14 protein-coding genes are annotated in these 15,882 nt (G+C 63.2%); all 14 read left to right on the top strand.

From position 1 onward, the window contains the following. Window positions 1–130 precede the first annotated feature (130 nt). Complete coding sequence (locus OO015_RS14030) at window positions 131–832, top strand: GntR family transcriptional regulator (RefSeq protein ID WP_265942267.1); 702 nt, start codon at window positions 131–133, stop codon at window positions 830–832. Window positions 833–943: 111 nt separating this feature from the next. After that, window positions 944–1,837 (top strand): 4-hydroxy-tetrahydrodipicolinate synthase, encoded by an 894-nt coding sequence (gene dapA, locus OO015_RS14025; RefSeq protein ID WP_265942265.1) that lies wholly within the window; start codon window positions 944–946, stop codon window positions 1,835–1,837. Between the two features lie 24 nt (window positions 1,838–1,861). After that, a complete protein-coding gene (locus tag OO015_RS14020; RefSeq protein ID WP_265942263.1) occupies window positions 1,862–2,599 on the top strand; it encodes a fumarylacetoacetate hydrolase family protein in 738 nt (245 codons plus the stop codon). Between the two features lie 20 nt (window positions 2,600–2,619). Then, complete coding sequence (hpaE, locus tag OO015_RS14015; protein WP_265942261.1) at window positions 2,620–4,158, top strand: 5-carboxymethyl-2-hydroxymuconate semialdehyde dehydrogenase; 1,539 nt, start codon at window positions 2,620–2,622, stop codon at window positions 4,156–4,158. Window positions 4,159–4,182: 24 nt separating this feature from the next. After that, window positions 4,183–5,181 (top strand): 3,4-dihydroxyphenylacetate 2,3-dioxygenase, encoded by a 999-nt coding sequence (gene hpaD / locus OO015_RS14010; RefSeq protein WP_265942259.1) that lies wholly within the window; start codon window positions 4,183–4,185, stop codon window positions 5,179–5,181. 309 nt (window positions 5,182–5,490) lie between these two features. Further along, the gene (locus tag OO015_RS14005; protein WP_265942257.1) at window positions 5,491–6,894 is read left to right on the top strand and encodes an aminomethyl transferase family protein; all 1,404 of its coding nucleotides are present in this window, start codon (window positions 5,491–5,493) and stop codon (window positions 6,892–6,894) included. A 53-nt stretch (window positions 6,895–6,947) separates the two neighbouring features. Next, on the top strand, window positions 6,948–8,255 hold the full coding sequence (locus OO015_RS14000) for an ABC transporter substrate-binding protein (protein WP_265942255.1): 1,308 nt from the start codon (window positions 6,948–6,950) through the stop codon (window positions 8,253–8,255). 21 nt (window positions 8,256–8,276) lie between these two features. Further along, complete coding sequence (locus OO015_RS13995) at window positions 8,277–9,203, top strand: branched-chain amino acid ABC transporter permease (RefSeq protein ID WP_265942253.1); 927 nt, start codon at window positions 8,277–8,279, stop codon at window positions 9,201–9,203. Next, window positions 9,200–11,077, top strand: coding sequence for a branched-chain amino acid ABC transporter ATP-binding protein/permease (locus OO015_RS13990; protein WP_265942251.1), 1,878 nt, complete (start codon window positions 9,200–9,202; stop codon window positions 11,075–11,077). Before OO015_RS13995 ends, OO015_RS13990 begins: the two co-directional genes overlap by 4 nt. Before the next feature lie 25 nt (window positions 11,078–11,102). Then, a complete protein-coding gene (locus OO015_RS13985; RefSeq protein ID WP_265942249.1) occupies window positions 11,103–11,810 on the top strand; it encodes an ABC transporter ATP-binding protein in 708 nt (235 codons plus the stop codon). Between the two features lie 3 nt (window positions 11,811–11,813). Then, window positions 11,814–12,761, top strand: coding sequence for an NAD(P)-dependent oxidoreductase (locus tag OO015_RS13980; protein ID WP_416236610.1), 948 nt, complete (start codon window positions 11,814–11,816; stop codon window positions 12,759–12,761). Between the two features lie 69 nt (window positions 12,762–12,830). Continuing rightward, window positions 12,831–13,604, top strand: a complete 774-nt coding sequence (locus tag OO015_RS13975) for an HpcH/HpaI aldolase family protein (RefSeq protein ID WP_265942245.1) — start codon at window positions 12,831–12,833, stop codon at window positions 13,602–13,604. A gap of 79 nt (window positions 13,605–13,683) precedes the next feature. Then, window positions 13,684–14,421 (top strand): PIG-L deacetylase family protein, encoded by a 738-nt coding sequence (locus OO015_RS13970; protein ID WP_265942243.1) that lies wholly within the window; start codon window positions 13,684–13,686, stop codon window positions 14,419–14,421. A gap of 45 nt (window positions 14,422–14,466) precedes the next feature. Beyond that, a complete protein-coding gene (locus OO015_RS13965; RefSeq protein ID WP_265942241.1) occupies window positions 14,467–15,867 on the top strand; it encodes an aminomethyl transferase family protein in 1,401 nt (466 codons plus the stop codon). The last annotated feature ends 15 nt before the right edge of the window (window positions 15,868–15,882 follow it).

The raw sequence follows: 15,882 nt of genomic DNA, 5'->3' as shown, positions 1-15,882 counted from the left end.
GACAGGGCACTCCTGAAGGCCTGCGTTCGGCGCGAGTCGAACGTGGCATGAGGAGTTGTGGGTCTTGCCCGGATATTCGATGTCGTATACAATCGCGGTGGGACCTCAGCGGGGAGTAGGTGGACGAGGGATGAGCAAGCAGGAACTCGCGTATCGAACGATCCGCAAACGGATCATCGAAGGAGTCTACGGGCCGGGGTATCGGCTGGTCATCGACGAGCTGGCGCGCGAGCTGGGGTGCAGTGCCATCCCGGTGCGGGAGGCCTTGCGCCGGCTGGAGGCGGAGGGCTTGCTGGAGTTCGTCAAGAACGCCGGTGCGCGTGTCGTCAGTATCGATCCTCTCGAATACTGTGACGTGCTCTCCACGCTGGCGGTGCTCGAGGGGTACGCGACCGTCCTCGCGGCACCGCACATGACGCCAGAGGATTTTCAGAAGCTGCGTGCTCTCGAAGCAGAGATGGAGCGTGCGGTCGGCATCGGCGACATGCTGCGCTATAGCCAGCTGAACCGCGCCTATCACGAGGTGATCTACGAACGTTGCCCCAATCGGTATCTCGTATCGCAGATCGAGCTGGCCTGGGCGCGGCTCGACTCGATGCGCCATTCGATCTTCGTTCTACTGCCCGCCCGGGCGCGCTCCTCGCTCGAAGATCACCGGCGCATCACGACGTTGCTGGAGCAGGGCGGTCCAGCTGACGAGATCGAACGGGTCGTCCGCGACCACAAGCTCGCGACACTGGAGGCATTCCGCCGGTGGTCGGTGGAGAGCGGCAAAGCGCTCGACGGCCATGAGGACGGTTACGCACCGGCGTCCATGTCGCTGAGCGAGTGACGCTCTGCGGTCGAGGTTCGGTCACGGCAGGAGTTTACGTCGCCAAGGAGGTTCGCCTATGACCTGATGATCGGCGGTGTTGCGTTCAGGTGGTGTACGAGAGGGGTCGCGATGGATACCACGAAGCTGCGCGGGTCGATCGTCCCATTGGTGACGCCGTTCCGGGACGGTGTTGTCGATTTCGAGACGCTCGGTGCGTTGATCGAATGGCAGATCGCGAGTGGGAGTCATGGGATCTCGGTGACCGGATCGACCGGTGAACCAGCAGCGTTGACGCTCGCGGAACGGGAACAGGTCATCGCCTATGCCGTGGAGGTCGTCCGCGGGCGCGTGCCGGTTGTCGCTGGAACGGGCGCGCATTCGCTCGCCGACACCCTGCATCTGACCCAGTTCGCCGAACGGGCTGGTGCCGATGCCTTGCTGATCATCACGCCACCGTACTGCCGTCCCACCCAGGAAGGGCTATACCAGTATTTCGTGACGGTGGCGAAGGCGACGTCGCTCCCGGTGATCATCTACAACATCCCTGGTCGGACGGCGGTCAATCTCGATCCGGAGACGCTGGCGCGCATTCGGGAAGCGTGCCCGAACGTCGTGGGCGTCAAAGAAGCTAATGTCGATTTTATCCAGGTGAGTCGCCTCTTTGATCGGTGCGGTATGGACCTTCTGGTCTATTCCGGTATCGAGGCGCTCTGCTTTCCGCTCCTGGCACTCGGCGGTGCCGGCTATTTCAGCGCTACGGCGAACGTCCTTCCGCGCGAGCTCGCCCGGCTCTACGATTTGACAGTGGCTGGGCAGTGGGAAGAGGCCCGTGCACTGCATTTCCATCTGCTGGAGATGAACGAAGCGCTGTTCATCGAGACCAATCCGGGGCCGGTCAAGTACGTCCTCGGGTTGATGGGGAAGATCCGTCCGGAACTGCGTCTCCCGCTGGTCTTGCCGTCGCCGGAGAACCAGGAGCGGCTTCGGGCAGTCGCGAGACGCTACGGTCTGATCGCAGAGTGAGAGGCGAGAAATGGAGGCGAGTCGATGCGTACTGCCCGTTTCATAGCGGAGGGACGACTCCATATCGGCACGGTCCACGAGTCGTGCCTCGTCGACGAGGCAGGCCGCTGCTACCCCTTCGAGGCGGTGACCTGGTTGCCCCCGGTCGAGCCCCGGAAGATCATCGGGGTGGTGCTCAACTATGCGGAGCATGCGCAGGAACTCGGCATGGAGGTGCCGACGGCACCGGTCCTGTTCTTCAAGCCGACGACCGCACTGATCGGCCATCGGGCGCCGATCGTCTACCCGACGGGAGTCCAGTCCCTGCATTACGAGGTCGAACTCGCCGTGGTCATCGGTAAACGGTGCCGGAAGGTGGCGCGCGAGCGGGCGTTCGAGGTGGTTCGGGGATACACCGTTGCGAACGATGTCACGGCTCGGGACTTCATTACCAACTACTTCCGTCCCCCAGTAAAGGCCAAAGGATTCGATACGTTCTGTCCCCTCGGCCCCTGGCTCGTCGATGCCGGAGACATCGATCCGGACAATGTGACGCTGCGCGCGTATGTGAACGGTGAGTTGCGGCAAGAGGGGCACACGAGCCGACTCATCTACAAGGTCGCTGATCTCATCGCCTACATCAGCGAGTTCATGACGCTGGAGCCGGACGACGTGATCATGACCGGGACGCCGGAGGGTATCAGTTTCGTCAAGCTGGGCGATGTCGTGCGGGTCGAAGTGGAAGGGATCGGGGGGCTGGAGAATCAGATCGTGGCCGAATGATGGAGCGACGGAGGATAACGATGGCGCGTGTTGAGCAGAAAGACTACGTCGCGTTGCGTGAATCTGTCCTGCCGCGTGTGCGGACGGTCAAGCATTTTATCGCTGGAGAGTTCATGGAAGGGACCAGCGGAGCGTTCTTCGAATCGGTCGATCCGGCGACTAACGAGGTCATCGCGACGGTGCCGGCGGCGGGGCCGGACGACATCGAGCGAGCGGTTAGCGCAGCGTTGCGTGCGTTTACGGAAGGACCCTGGCCACGCCTGCCGGCGGCTGAGCGGGCGCGCATCCTGCGGCGCATCGCCGAGCTGATTCGTGAGCGTGCCGACGAGATTGCGGTGGTGGAGAGCGCTGACACCGGTATTCCGATCGCGCAGATCCGCGATGCCCAGGTCCTGCGTGCTGCTGACAATTTCGATTTCTTCGCCGAGATGGCGACCAAGATCACCGGGGAATCCTATCCGGTCGATGATCTCTTCATCAACTTCACGATTCGCCAACCCGTCGGCGTTGCCGGCCTCATCACCCCATGGAACACGCCGTTCATGCTCGAGACATGGAAGGTTGCTCCGTGTCTGGCGGCGGGCAATACCTGCATCTTGAAGCCGGCCAGCTGGTCGCCGCTGTCGGCGTACAAGCTCGCGGAGGTTATCCGAGATGCTGGTGTACCACCGGGGGTATTCAATCTCGTATATGGTCCCGGTGAACGTGTCGGTGAGGCGTTGGCTCGTCATCCTGCGGTGAAGCTGATCTCCTTCACCGGCGAGACGACGACCGGCAAGCGACTGATGCACGTTGGCGCGGAGACGCTCAAGCGCTTCTCGATGGAACTCGGTGGCAAGTCGCCGGTGGTCGTCTTCGCTGACGCCGATCTGGACCGGGCGCTCGATGCGACGATCTTCGGGGTGTTCTCGCTGAACGGCGAGCGGTGCACGGCTGGATCGCGCTTGTTGCTGCAGAAGGACATCTACAATGACTTCGTCGACCGATTGGTGCGGCGAGTTCAGCGGATCCGCGTCGGCCATCCGCTCGATCGAGCGACAGAAGTGGGGCCGCTCATTCACCGCAAGCATCTCGAACGAGTGCTGCGGTACGTCGAGATTGGGCAAGAGGAAGGGGCGATACTCGCTACCGGTGGGCGTCGACCGGAAGATCCAGAGCTGGCGCGCGGGAACTACCTGCTGCCGACCGTCTTCGTGGATGTCGCGCCGACGATGCGGATCGCCCAGGAGGAGATTTTCGGCCCCGTTCTGAGTGTCATTCCCTTCTCCACTGAGGAGGAGGCGCTCCGTATCGCCAACGGTGTGCGGTATGGCCTGGCGGCCTATGTCTGGACGAACGACACGAGTCGGGCCTTGCGCATGGCGCGAGGGATCGAATCGGGGATGGTGTGGGTGAATTCCCAGAATGTCCGCGATCTCCGAACGCCATTCGGTGGGATGAAGGAGAGTGGGATCGGCCGGGAAGGGGGTGTCTATTCGTTCGAGTTCTATACCGAGCTGAAGACGGTCCATCTCGCGCTCGGGCGTCACCGGATCCCGCGGATGGGTGCGGATGAGTGAGCATGGACGGAAGGTGGGTGTGCAGTGGCGAGGGAACCGTCGTTCACGATCCTGAAGACCGGGCACGTCGAGTTACGCGTGACGGATCTCGAGCGAGCGCGTGCCTTCTACGTCGATGTTCTCGGCTTCTTCGAGACCGAGCGGGACGCTGACCGCCTGTACCTGCGTGGTATCGAGGAGTGGGAGCACCACAGTCTCATCCTGCGGCAGGCGGCAACACCTGGTCTCGGTCACTTCGCCTTTCGTGTGGCCGCGGAGGAAGACCTCCTGGCACTGGAGCAGCTGGCCCGCGAACGGGGGCTCCCGGTTCGGTGGATCGAGGAAGGGGCTGAACGCGGACAGGGCCGAGCGTTGCGGATACAAGACCCGCTCGGTTTTCCCATCGAGTTCTACCATCGCGTCGAGCGCGTCGAGCGGTTGCTGCAGCAGTACCATCGGCACCGCGGGACGCACGTGCTCCGAATCGACCACGTCAACGTGCATACACCGGCGATCGAGCGGGGCATCGACTGGTATCGGATGCTGGGCTTCGCTGTCTCCGAAGTCACGATCACCGAGGACGACCCGCCGCGAGTTTGGGCCATCTGGCTTCGGCGCAAGCAGACAGTGCACGATGTCGCGCTGATGACCGGACCCGGTCCGCGGTTGCACCATATCGGCTTCTGGCTCGGGGAGGCATCGGCGGTCACGCGTGCGGCCGATGTGATCGCGGCGGCTGGATATGGGCGCTGCATCGAGCGAGGGCCGGGACGGCACGGCATTTCCAACGCGATGTTTCTCTACCTGCGCGATCCGGACGGCAACCGTATCGAGTTGTATGCTGGAGACTATCTCATCCCCGATCCGGACTTTGAGCCGGTGGTGTGGATGCTGAACGATCCACGGCGGCAGACGCTCTGGGGACATGTCCCGCCACGGAGCTGGTTCGATGAGGCGGCACCCGTCGAGGACTTTGCCGGTACCGGTTTCGTCGCGGTCGTGCCTCCCTCGGAGGCTTTTCTGCCCGCCTATGTCGATCGCTAGCGCCTCGTTCGCACCGGCTGGGGTAATTGAGGAGCGGGCAGTGTGCGGGGGACAGCACTTGCGGAGAAGGATCTCCGGTGCGGAGCCAGCGGGCAGCACCGTGGAGCGGCATGTTGTCCCGTCGCGTGCCAGTATCAGCGCAGCCGACCGGCAACTTTCCTGGTGATCTGGTGTTGACATGGTGCATGATGTCGTATATGATCTGATATGCGAGCAATCCCCGACGTGATCCGGTGAGCGAGAGGAGTAGGGATCGGCTGAACGGAGCACGCTGCAGGCGTGGCGAGTGTGTAGTGGGGAGGAACGTCGATGGCCGCTAGGGCTCGCAATCTCCAGGAACTCGTCGAGACGAACCCGAATCTCCAGCAGCTTCTCTACAACAACCCGACGGGTGGGCGCTTCTGGCCGAACGTGCCGCCGGAGTTCAGCAACTGGCGGGATGAACAGCGCGGGTGGCGCGAAACGGTCGTCCTGTTCGAGCAGTCCTACCACATGACGAATCTGTACGTGCGCGGTCCGGATGCTTTCCGCCTGCTCAACTATCTCTCGATCAACTCGTTCCAGGGTTTTCAGCCGGGGCAAGCCAAACAGATGGTGTGTGTCTCACCGAACGGCTATTACGTTGGGGATGCCATTCTCTTCTATCTCGACGAGCACGAGTTCGTCATTGTCGGTGTGGGGGCGATCCACAACTGGGTCGAGTACCATGCCCAGGCACTCGGGGCGCAGGTGACCCTGGAGCGCGACGAGTCGTCTCGGGCCGATCCGCGGCGTCCGCGAACCTGCTACCGGTTCCAGCTGCAAGGGCCGAACGCTCGTCCGCTGATGGAGAAGTTGACTGGTGGCCGGGTTCCGGACATTCCGTTTTTCCACTTCACCTACATCGACATTGCTGGCCATCGTGTCGGGTATCTGCATCACGGCATGGTCGGCGTCGAGGGCGCGGAGTTCTGGGGACCCTTCGATGAGCTGCAGGCAGTCAAGGCCGCGATTCTGGAAGCAGGGGCGGAGTTCGGCCTCCGGCAGGTGGGATCACGCACGTATGCCACCAATGCCCTCGAGTCGGGGTGGATTCCGAATCCGCTGCCGGCTGTTTACACGGGTGAGCAGCTGCGTCCGTATCGCGAGTGGCTGCCGGCAACTGCTTTCGAGGCGGTGAGTTCGCTCGGCGGGAGCTTCGTGTCCGACAATATCGAGGACTACTATCTCACCCCTTGGGATCTGGGATACGGGCGACTCGTCAAGTTCGATCACGATTTCATCGGTCGGGCGGCGCTGGAGCGGATGACGCATCTGCCGCATCGCAAGCGCGTTACCTTCGTGTGGGACGAGCGCGACACGGTTCGCATCCTCTCGAGCGTGATCGAAAAGCCGTACGGCCAAAATTACAAGTACTTCGATCTTCCCCTGGCGCAATACGCGACCTGGATGTACGACGCGGTACTGAACGATGCGGGTGAGGTCGTCGGTTTCGCGATGTGGACGGGCTTCGACGTGAACGAACGGGCCGTGCTCGCCCTGGGGACAGTGCGCGCCGAGTATGCGCAACCGGGTACGCGACTGCGCTTGATCTGGGGTGAACCGAACGGTGGTTCCCGAAAGCCGTCAGTCGAGCGGCATGTCCAGGCCGAGGTCGAGGTCACGGTCGGCCCGGTGCCCTACAGCGAGCCGAGCCGTCGGTACCGCGAGATGGTGCTCCACCGTCGCGGATGACCGGAGCGATCTACGGTGTGGACGGCGCAAATGCACGGAAAGAGGGGGAACGCATGTCTAGTAGGTGGAAAAGCTGGTTCTTCGGGCTGTTCGTCGTCGCATTCATCCTAGCCGGTTGTGCCCAAGGGAGTCCCACTCCGACCCCAACGGCCGCTCCCTCGCCGACGACCGCGGCGAGTCCGACCGCGCAGCCCGCAGCACCGACGGCGACCACGCCGTCCGGCGCCCAGCAGACGCCAGCAACGACACCGCAGGCCGGTGCTGAAACCGGTGAACCGTATCGCATCGGAGCCGTGCTCTCACTGACCGGTCCGGCAGCGCCCCTCGGTGGGCCGCAACGGGACACGTTGGAGCTCTTACGTGATGAGGTGAACCGGCAGGGTGGCGTGCTCGGCCCGGATGGAAAGCGTCATCCCCTGGAAGTGATCATCTACGATGACCAGAGCCAGCCGACGCAGGCCGTGCTCGCGGTGACGCGCCTCATCGAGCAGGATCGCGTCCCAGTGGTCATTTGCTGTGCGACGAGCGGTGCGTCGGTTCCCGCTGTGGACGTGGTGCAGCGGGCTCAGATCCCGATGATCGCGACGGCCTCCAGCCAGGCGATCACGCACCCACCGGAGGAACGGCAGTGGGCCTTCAAGCCGACATGGGACGGTGACCAGGTTGCTGAGGGGTTGCTCCGGAACCTTCAGCAGCGCAACGTTCGCCGGGTGGCATTGCTCAGTGTCGCGAACGAGTTCGGCGAGAGCGGGAAGATTGCGTTTGAGCAACTCGGCCCACAATACGGGATCGACCTGGTCGTGAACGATACCTTCAACGCGGGTGTGACGGATCTGACTCCACAGCTCGTCCGCGTGCGTGCGAGCAATCCAGAAGCGCTGGTCATTTACGCCAACATTCCGGAGGTCGTCGTCGCGCTCAAGAATATGCGAGATCTCGGTATGGACATCCCAGTCTATCTCACCAACGCGGTTGCAAGCCCAGCATTTCTAAAGGCCGCTGGTGAGACGGCTGAGGGCGCGATCGTCCAGACCGGGAAAGTGTTCGTCTTCGAGGACTTGCCCGACTCCGACCCGCAGAAGCCGGTCATTGCGGAGTTCGTGCGACTCTATGAATCGCGCTACGGTTCACGTCCGGATGCGTTCGCCGGTCACGCGTACGACGCCTTCTGGTTGATTGTCCAGGCGTTCGAGAAGGCTGGCCAGGATCCTGCTGGCATTCGTGACGCGATCGAAGGGACGTCGCGCTTCGTCGGCATCACCGGTGTTCTGACCTTCTCACCGACCAAGCACACCGGTTTCAACCTGGAGGACATGGTGCTCGCTGTCGTCGAAGGCGGTCGCTTCCGCTTGTTGCGGTGACGCGGCGGGACGAGGTGGACGATGCGTGACGTACTGGTCTGGCAGCTCCCGCAGTGGATCGTCAGCGGTGTGGTGATGGGCTGTGTGTACGCTCTCGTCGCCGTTGGACTGGTGATCGTCCACAACGTTACCCGGATCCTGAACGTCGCGCAGGGGGCGTTCGTGATGCTGGGCGCCATGCTGACGATCCAGTTCGCCAAGTGGTTGCCGCTCGCCCCGGCGGTGGTGGCTGCCGTGGTGGTGACGATCGTCATCGGAGCTGTCACCTACGGCATCCTGATCTATCCGCGATTCGAAGCCGGACTGCTGACGCTCATCATGCTGACGTTCGGCGCGGATGTCATCTTTCGCACGGTCGCGCTGATCCTTTGGGGACCCGATCCACTAGCTCTGCGCGAATTCACACCGGGGAGGCCGCTCATCATCGGTACGGCGGTCGTGACTCGCCAGGCACTGTGGGTCATTGGGGTGACGGCACTGCTGGTGATTCTCCTGCAGCTGTTCTTCAAGCGGAGCTTGCTGGGCACCGCCCTGCGTGCCTGTGCGTCGAATCCGACGGCCGCGCGCCTGGTGGGCATCCGCCCGCAGCTCCTGGGGCTCGTCAGCTGGATGCTGGCAGCCGCCTTGGGCGCCTTTGCTGGGGCGGTCATTGCCCCGGTGACGTTCGCGACCTACTTCATGGGGCTCGAGCTGACGATTCGCGGTGTTGTACCGGCTGTGCTCGCCGGGCTGGCGAGTCCGGTCGGTGCGGTCGTCGGGGGCGTAGTCTTCGGGATCATCGAAGCGGTCGCTGCGGGTGTTTATTCGGGGCTCCGTGATGTCGTCGCCTTCGTCTGCCTCGTCGCCATTCTCGTCGTGCGAGAACTGCGGACCGGTGTCGTGACGGCGCATCTGCGTGCACGTATGCGGGCCTGGAAGGTCGGCGAGCTGGCGAGGGGGCAGCAGTGAACGGAGGGGTCGAACTCAGGCGTGCGCTACGCTCGGATCGGGAAATCCTGACCGTGCTGGGAGCGGCGGTACTCGCCCTCGTCGCTGTCCTCTTGTTGGGCGGGGCCGGTGCTTATGCGGTCACCATCCTGAACGTCGTGCTCCTGCGAGCGTTGGCTGCGACCGGTGTGGTGCTGCTGACGGGTTACTGTGGACAACTCTCGCTCGGGCAGGGAGCCTTCGCAGCCATCGGGGCCTACATCAGCGCAATTCTGGCGACCCAGTATGGGCTGTCACCCTGGCTCACGATCCTGCTGGCGTGCATGGCTGCCGGTCTGACGGCGTGGATCGTGGGATTTCCACTCTTGCAGCTGAGAGGCCACTATCTCGCCCTCGGCACGCTGGCGCTCGCGGCGATCGTCTACCAGCTGTCGGTCGAACTGCGTGGGATCACCGGTGGGGCGTCCGGCATCACGAGTATACCGGGCCTCACCGTATTCGGACGCGAGCTCGGCTCCCCGTGGACCTATAGCTGGATCATCGGTCTGGTGTTCGTGCTCGGCATGTACGTGGCGGGACGGTTCGGGTTCGGGCGCATGGGCCGACTCGCTCAAGCAGTACGCGAGGACGAGACAGCTGCCGAGGCGATCGGTATCTCGCCCTTCGGTGTGAAAAACGTCTCGTTCGTCACCGGTGCTGTTCTTGCGGGTGTCTCGGGGGCGCTCTACGTGCACTGGGTCCGTTTCCTGGACCCGGTTCCGTTCGGATTGCAGTACTCGATCGAGGTCCTGACGATGGCAGTATTCGGCGGCATCGGGTCGATCTGGGGCGGTTTGCTCGGGGCGACCACCCTGACCGTCCTGACCGAGGCGCTGCGCTACGTCACGGGCGTTGCGTCGGCTGAGTACCAGGCACTCGCGTTCGGCGTCGTCTTCGTCGCTGTCTTGATGCTCTGGCCCCGTGGCCTGGCAGGGATCGCCGACTTGTGGTCGACACGCGGGCGGACGAACGGTCAGAGGGGCGACGGACCGAGCGTGGGCCGTGAGGGAACGTCAGAGGCGGAGGTTCGGATCGGCGAAGGAGCGCTGGTCGCGGATCATCGCGTGAGGGGACCGATCGGACTGCAACAGGGCGCCGAAGTCGTGGTCGTGCAGCGGTTGCACTGTCGGTTCGGTGGCGTGAAGGCGCTGGAAGATGTCAACCTCGTCCTGCGCGCCGGCGAGATACTCGCCGTGATCGGGCCGAACGGCGCGGGCAAGACGACCCTCTTCAACGTGATCGCTGGAGCGATCAAGCCGACGGCAGGTGCCGTGACGGTTCTCGGACGGGACATTCGGGGGCTCCGGCCGTACGAGGTGGCGCGATTGGGAGTGGCCCGCACGTTCCAGAACGTGCGGTTGTTCACCGAGATGACGTGCGTCGAAAATGTCCTGGCCGCGTTAGAGGCGCACAACGGATACGGCATGGTGCGCGGCGTGGTTCTGCCGCTGCGTGCCCGGCAACGCGAAGACGCGGCGGTGGATGAGGCACACCGCTTACTGGCCCTCGTCGGACTCGCCGAGTTCGCGCACCTCCGTGCCGGTGATCTTCCCCTAGCGAAACAGCGTGCGCTCGAACTCGCGCGAGCGCTGGCGCGTCGACCGACGCTGCTTCTCATGGACGAACCCGCCTCAGGGCTCAACGAAGCGGAACGTGACGAGCTGGCCGCTCTCATGCGCTCCCTGAACGCGTCCGGCGTGACCATCCTGCTCATCGAACACGCTGTCGATTTCGTGATGGCGCTCGCCGATCGCGTGGTGGTGTTGAGCCGCGGCGTGAAGATCGCCGAGGGAACGCCCCTGGAAGTTCGGAGCGACCGTCACGTCATCGAGGCCTACCTCGGTGAGGCTGCGTAGTCGTTCGGGGGTGGAGGACGAACGCGTGTTGCGTGTCGAACAGGTTGCATCCGGTTATGGGAAAGTGCAGGTACTCCGGGATGTCAATTTGCATGTCGGGCGCGGCGAGATCGTCGGCGTGGTCGGCCCCAGTGGTGCTGGCAAATCGACACTGGCCAAAACGATCTCCGGGCTGTTGCGAGTGTACGGAGGACGTATCGTTTTCGGCGACGTCGATGTGACGCGAAGTGCCCCGGACAGTCGGATTCGGCTCGGCCTGGTTCACATTCCCGAGCGTCGCGAACTCTTTTGGGATCTCACGGTCGAAGAGAATCTGCGGCTCGGTGCCTATATCCGCCTGCGTGGTGCTGCGAAGCAGGAGGTCGAGCGGGACCTCGAGGAGGTGTACGGGCTGTTCCCGGTTTTGCGCGAGCGGCGGAAGCAGGTTGCTGGGACGCTCTCCGGCGGTGAACAGCAGATGCTCGCGATCGCACGCGGGCTGATGGCAGGGCCGGTGCTGGCAGTCATCGATGAACCCTCTCTCGGCCTGGCCCCTCTGATCGTGCGCGAGATCTACGAGCGCTTCTGCTTGCTGCGGGATAGGGGGCTCGGGCTACTCCTGCTCGAAGAGAACGTGAGCCACGTTCTCGGTGTGGCGGATCGGGTCTACGTCCTGGTTGGAGGTCGGATCGTCTACGAAGGCGATCCGAAAGCCATGAATCGCGATGAGATTGCGAAGCTCTACATTGGCTGAGGGATGATCGGCCCTCCAGGTGCTCGGAAAGAAGAGCCCTCGGGTTCGGGAAGGATGAGAGGGATGCGGGGATCAGTCGGTGTCATCGGGCTCGGCACCATGGGGAGTCGGATGGCGCACCGGCTCGCCGCTTCAGGCTTCCGTGTCGTCGGCTTCGACGTCTCGGGAGCGCAGGGGAAGTTGCCAGCCCAGGCAGAAGAAGCGCGCGATGTTGCCGACGTTGCCCGCCAGGCGGAGGTCGTCCTGCTCAGCCTACCGGACGGCAACGCCTCACGTGCTGTCGCGCGTGAAATCGCAGCATTCCTACGCTCGTCTGTTGAGCGCAGCCCGCTCCATACGGTGGTGGATCTCTCGACGATCGGTGCGCGAGCGGCGATTGAGTGTGCCGAACTGCTGCGCGAGGTTGGCATCGACTATCTGGATGCGCCGGTGAGTGGTGGGCCGATTGCGGTCGAGGAGGGGCGCCTGACGGTCATGGTGGCTGGTACCGCAGAGGCCTTGGAACGAGTTCGGCCGTATCTCGCTGCGTTCGCCGGTCATATTTTCCACGTCGGATCACATGCTGGGCAGGGACAGGTGATCAAGCTGGTCAACAACTACATCGCCGCGACTGCGCTGGCCGTCACCTGCGAGGGAGTGGCGTTCGCGGTGTCACAAGGGCTGGACATGCGGACTGTGCTCGACGTGCTCAACGTTTCGACCGGCCGGACGACGGCCAGTACCGACATGTTTCCCCGGTCCGTGTTGCCAGGGACATACGACTTCGGGTTCCGCAACAGGTTGCTGGTGAAAGATCTGCTGCTGTACGTGGACACGCTCATGCAAGAGCGGCGGTGGGGCGTTCTGCCGTCAGTCGTCACGCATCTCTGGGAAGACTTCGCCCGCGAGCATCCCGACGCCGACGCGACCTATTTTTATGAGTATGCGCGCGTGCGCATACTCGGTGCCTAGGTTGTCGCACCCTGGGCATTCGTTCCCTGTTCGTGTGCCTGCAGCCCTTCGCTTGTGCAGAGGTACGGGATGATGCTCGGTCTGACATTGAAGGACAAGTTGCGGCGCGGTGAGGCGGTGATCGGCTGTTTCGTCGGTGTACCGTCACCCGAGCTTGTCGAGATGCTCGGCTGGCTTGGCTTCGATTTTGTCGTCATCGACGCCGAGCATGGCCATATCACGCCGCAGTCGGCGTACTGGATGGTCGTCGCTGCCGAGAGGAGCGGCTTGTGTCCACTCGTCCGCATACCGACGATCGACGAGAGCGTGATCCAGACGTACCTCGACCTCGGTGCAGCCGGACTTTTCGTCCCGCGTGTCGAGACGGTGGAGGATCTGCGGCGTCTGGAGAAGGCGGCCTTCTATCATCCCCTCGGCGAGCGTGGACTCGGCCACGTCCGTGCCGGGCGATACGGTTACCGTCAGCCGTTGAACGTCTTCGCGCAGCAAGCGAATGCGGCTCTCGTTCTCGTCGCGCAGGTGGAGACGCAGCAGGCGATCGAGCACCTCGATGTCCTGGTGACTGACCCGCTCGTCGATGCGGTTTTCATCGGAGCGACCGATCTTGCACAGTCGCTGGGATATCCAGGCGAAGCGTGCCATCCGAACGTCCGAGCAGTGATCGAGAACATCGTGCAGGTTGTCGGCCTCCGGAAGCCGCTGGGGACGAGCGCGCGTGAGCCGGGTGCGATCGCCGAAGCGGTCGCGGGCGGGTTCCGGCTGATCCTGGCGAACGTCCACAGCATCGTCCGAGCAGGCGCTGCACAATACCTCGATGCGTTCGCCGCAGCGAAGGGGACATGACGGGTCACGGCACCGGTGCGCCGGGTGATGTGAGCACCGGGCTGAGGCACGGTCTCCAATGACCAGGGGGTAAGGGGCGATGCGTGAGGGTCTGCGGTTGTTGGTTGTCGGTGGGCACGCTGCCGATTTCGTCTGGCGGGCTGGAGGGACGATCGGGAAAGTCACGATGCACGGTGGGCAGGCGAAAGTGGTGGCGCTCACCTATGGGGAACGCGGCGAGTCGGGCGAGTTGTGGCGCGAGCCGGGCCAGACAGTGGAGCGCGTGAAAGAAGTGCGCCGACGCGAAGCTGAGGCTGCGGCTGCAGCGCTCGAAGCCGAGTTCGAATGCTGGGATCTCGGTGATTGGCCGCTGCGAATCACCGACGAGATCATCTCGCGACTTGCCGCAGTGATCCGCCAGTTTCGTCCGCACGTCGTCATCACGCACACGAGCGTCGATCCTTTCAACCCGGATCATGTCGAAACCAGTCGTGCCGTTGCCACAGCTCGTGCCCTCGTGTGCGGTGCCGGGGTGCCGAGTGCATTCGAGACCGTGGAGCCACCGAGCCTCCTGCAGTTCGAGCCACAACAACCGGAACTGTGCGCGTTCCATCCCAATCTCCTCGTGGATATCACCGAGGCAATCGACCGGAAGCAAACGGCGATGGAGGCGATGGCGTCACAGAAGTATTTGGCGCCGTTCTACCTCGACTTGGCTCGACGGCGCGGTACGCAAGCACGGCGGTTGTCCGGCCAGAACGGGATCGAATATGCGGAAGCGTTTCAGTCGCTGTTTCCTTTGGTGCTGGCGTTTCCACCGGCACTGTTCGTCGAGTGATGTGCGAGAGCGCAACGGGCCGAAGGTGAAAGGAGCAACGTTTCGATGACGGTAGTGCGAAATTTGCAGGAACTCATCGACTCAGTCGGGAACATCGTGCACCATCTGTCTTCATTGCCGAAGGGTGTGCTGCCGCGTGTGACGACCCTCCAGCCGCCACCACACGTGATGCTCGAGTACACCAGCTGGCGGGATGAACAGCGCGCGTGGCGCGAGTCGGTAGGCTTGACGGATCTCTCCTGGCATCTGACGAATCTGTACCTGCGCGGACGAGATGGCCGAAGGCTGCTCGATCGGCTCGCGACCAATCGGTTCGAGACAATACGCCCTGGGCAAGCTAAGCAGTTCCTGGCTTGTGCCCCGTCGGGCTTCGTCATCGGCGATGCGGTCGCGTATTGTCTGGACGATGAAACGTTCCTGCTCGTCGGCAACGATCTCACGCTGAACTGGGTCGAGTTCCACGCGCATACAGGCCCCTACGACGTCACGGTCGAGCGTGATCCGATCTACGCGCTCAACCCTCAGAAGCGACGGACTGTCTTTCGTTTCCAAGTCGAGGGGCCGTTCGCGCTCGAGCTCCTGGAAACAGTGACGCGCAAGTCACTGCGGGATCTTGCCTTCTTCGAACATCGCCGGTTCCGCATCGCGGGCAGCGAGGTCGTAGTGCTCCGTCACAGCATGACCGGTGCTGCCGGGTTCGAGCTGTCCGGCCGTTGGGAAGCACGTGACAAAGTGCTCACGGAGATCCTTACGGCTGGTGCACGATACCAGCTGCGTCGCATCGGGTCACTCGCGTATTTCACGAATGCGCTCGAATCCGGATGGTTCCCAGGACCGATCCCGGCGATCTATACCGGGGACGACTTGCGACCGTACCGCGAGTGGCTTCCAGCGACTGGAGGAGAAGCCTCACGGCCGCTGAGCGGGAGTTTTTATTCAGATTATATCGAGGATTACTACACGAGTCCGTTCGAACTCGGGTATGGGAAGCTGATTGACTGGCAGCATGACTTCATCGGACACGATGCTCTCGCCAAGATGCGAGGCACCGAGCAGCGACGAAAGGTCATGCTCGTTTGGGATCGTGACGACGTTGCAACCCTTCTGCGTATGGCGGTTTGTCACGATCCGGCACCAGCGAAGTATCTGGAGCTGCCGTTGGCTCAGTACGGGTCAAAGTTCGACCTGGTAGAAGACAGCAACGGGCGGCTCGTCGGCCTCTCGCACTGGACCGGGTTCTTGTCGACCGAAGGGACAGTCGTATCCATCGCGTTACTCGACCGGTCGTTCGCTGTCCCTGGCGCCATCGTCACGGTGGTGTGGGGCGAAGCCGAGGAGCGCCGGGCACGCGGCTGGGCTGACGAGCACACGCTGTTCCGCGTTCGAGCACGCGTCACGTGGCCACCGCTCAACCCGCTCGCGCGGACTTACCGGTCACGGCGGTAGCGCGGTTCCTTCGCC

This window comes from Thermomicrobium sp. 4228-Ro, from assembly GCF_026241205.1.
GTDB lineage: Bacteria > Chloroflexota > Chloroflexia > Thermomicrobiales > Thermomicrobiaceae > Thermomicrobium.
The sequence above is the reverse complement of the archived record's forward strand: the minus strand, read 5'-3'. Positions and strand labels throughout refer to the sequence as shown.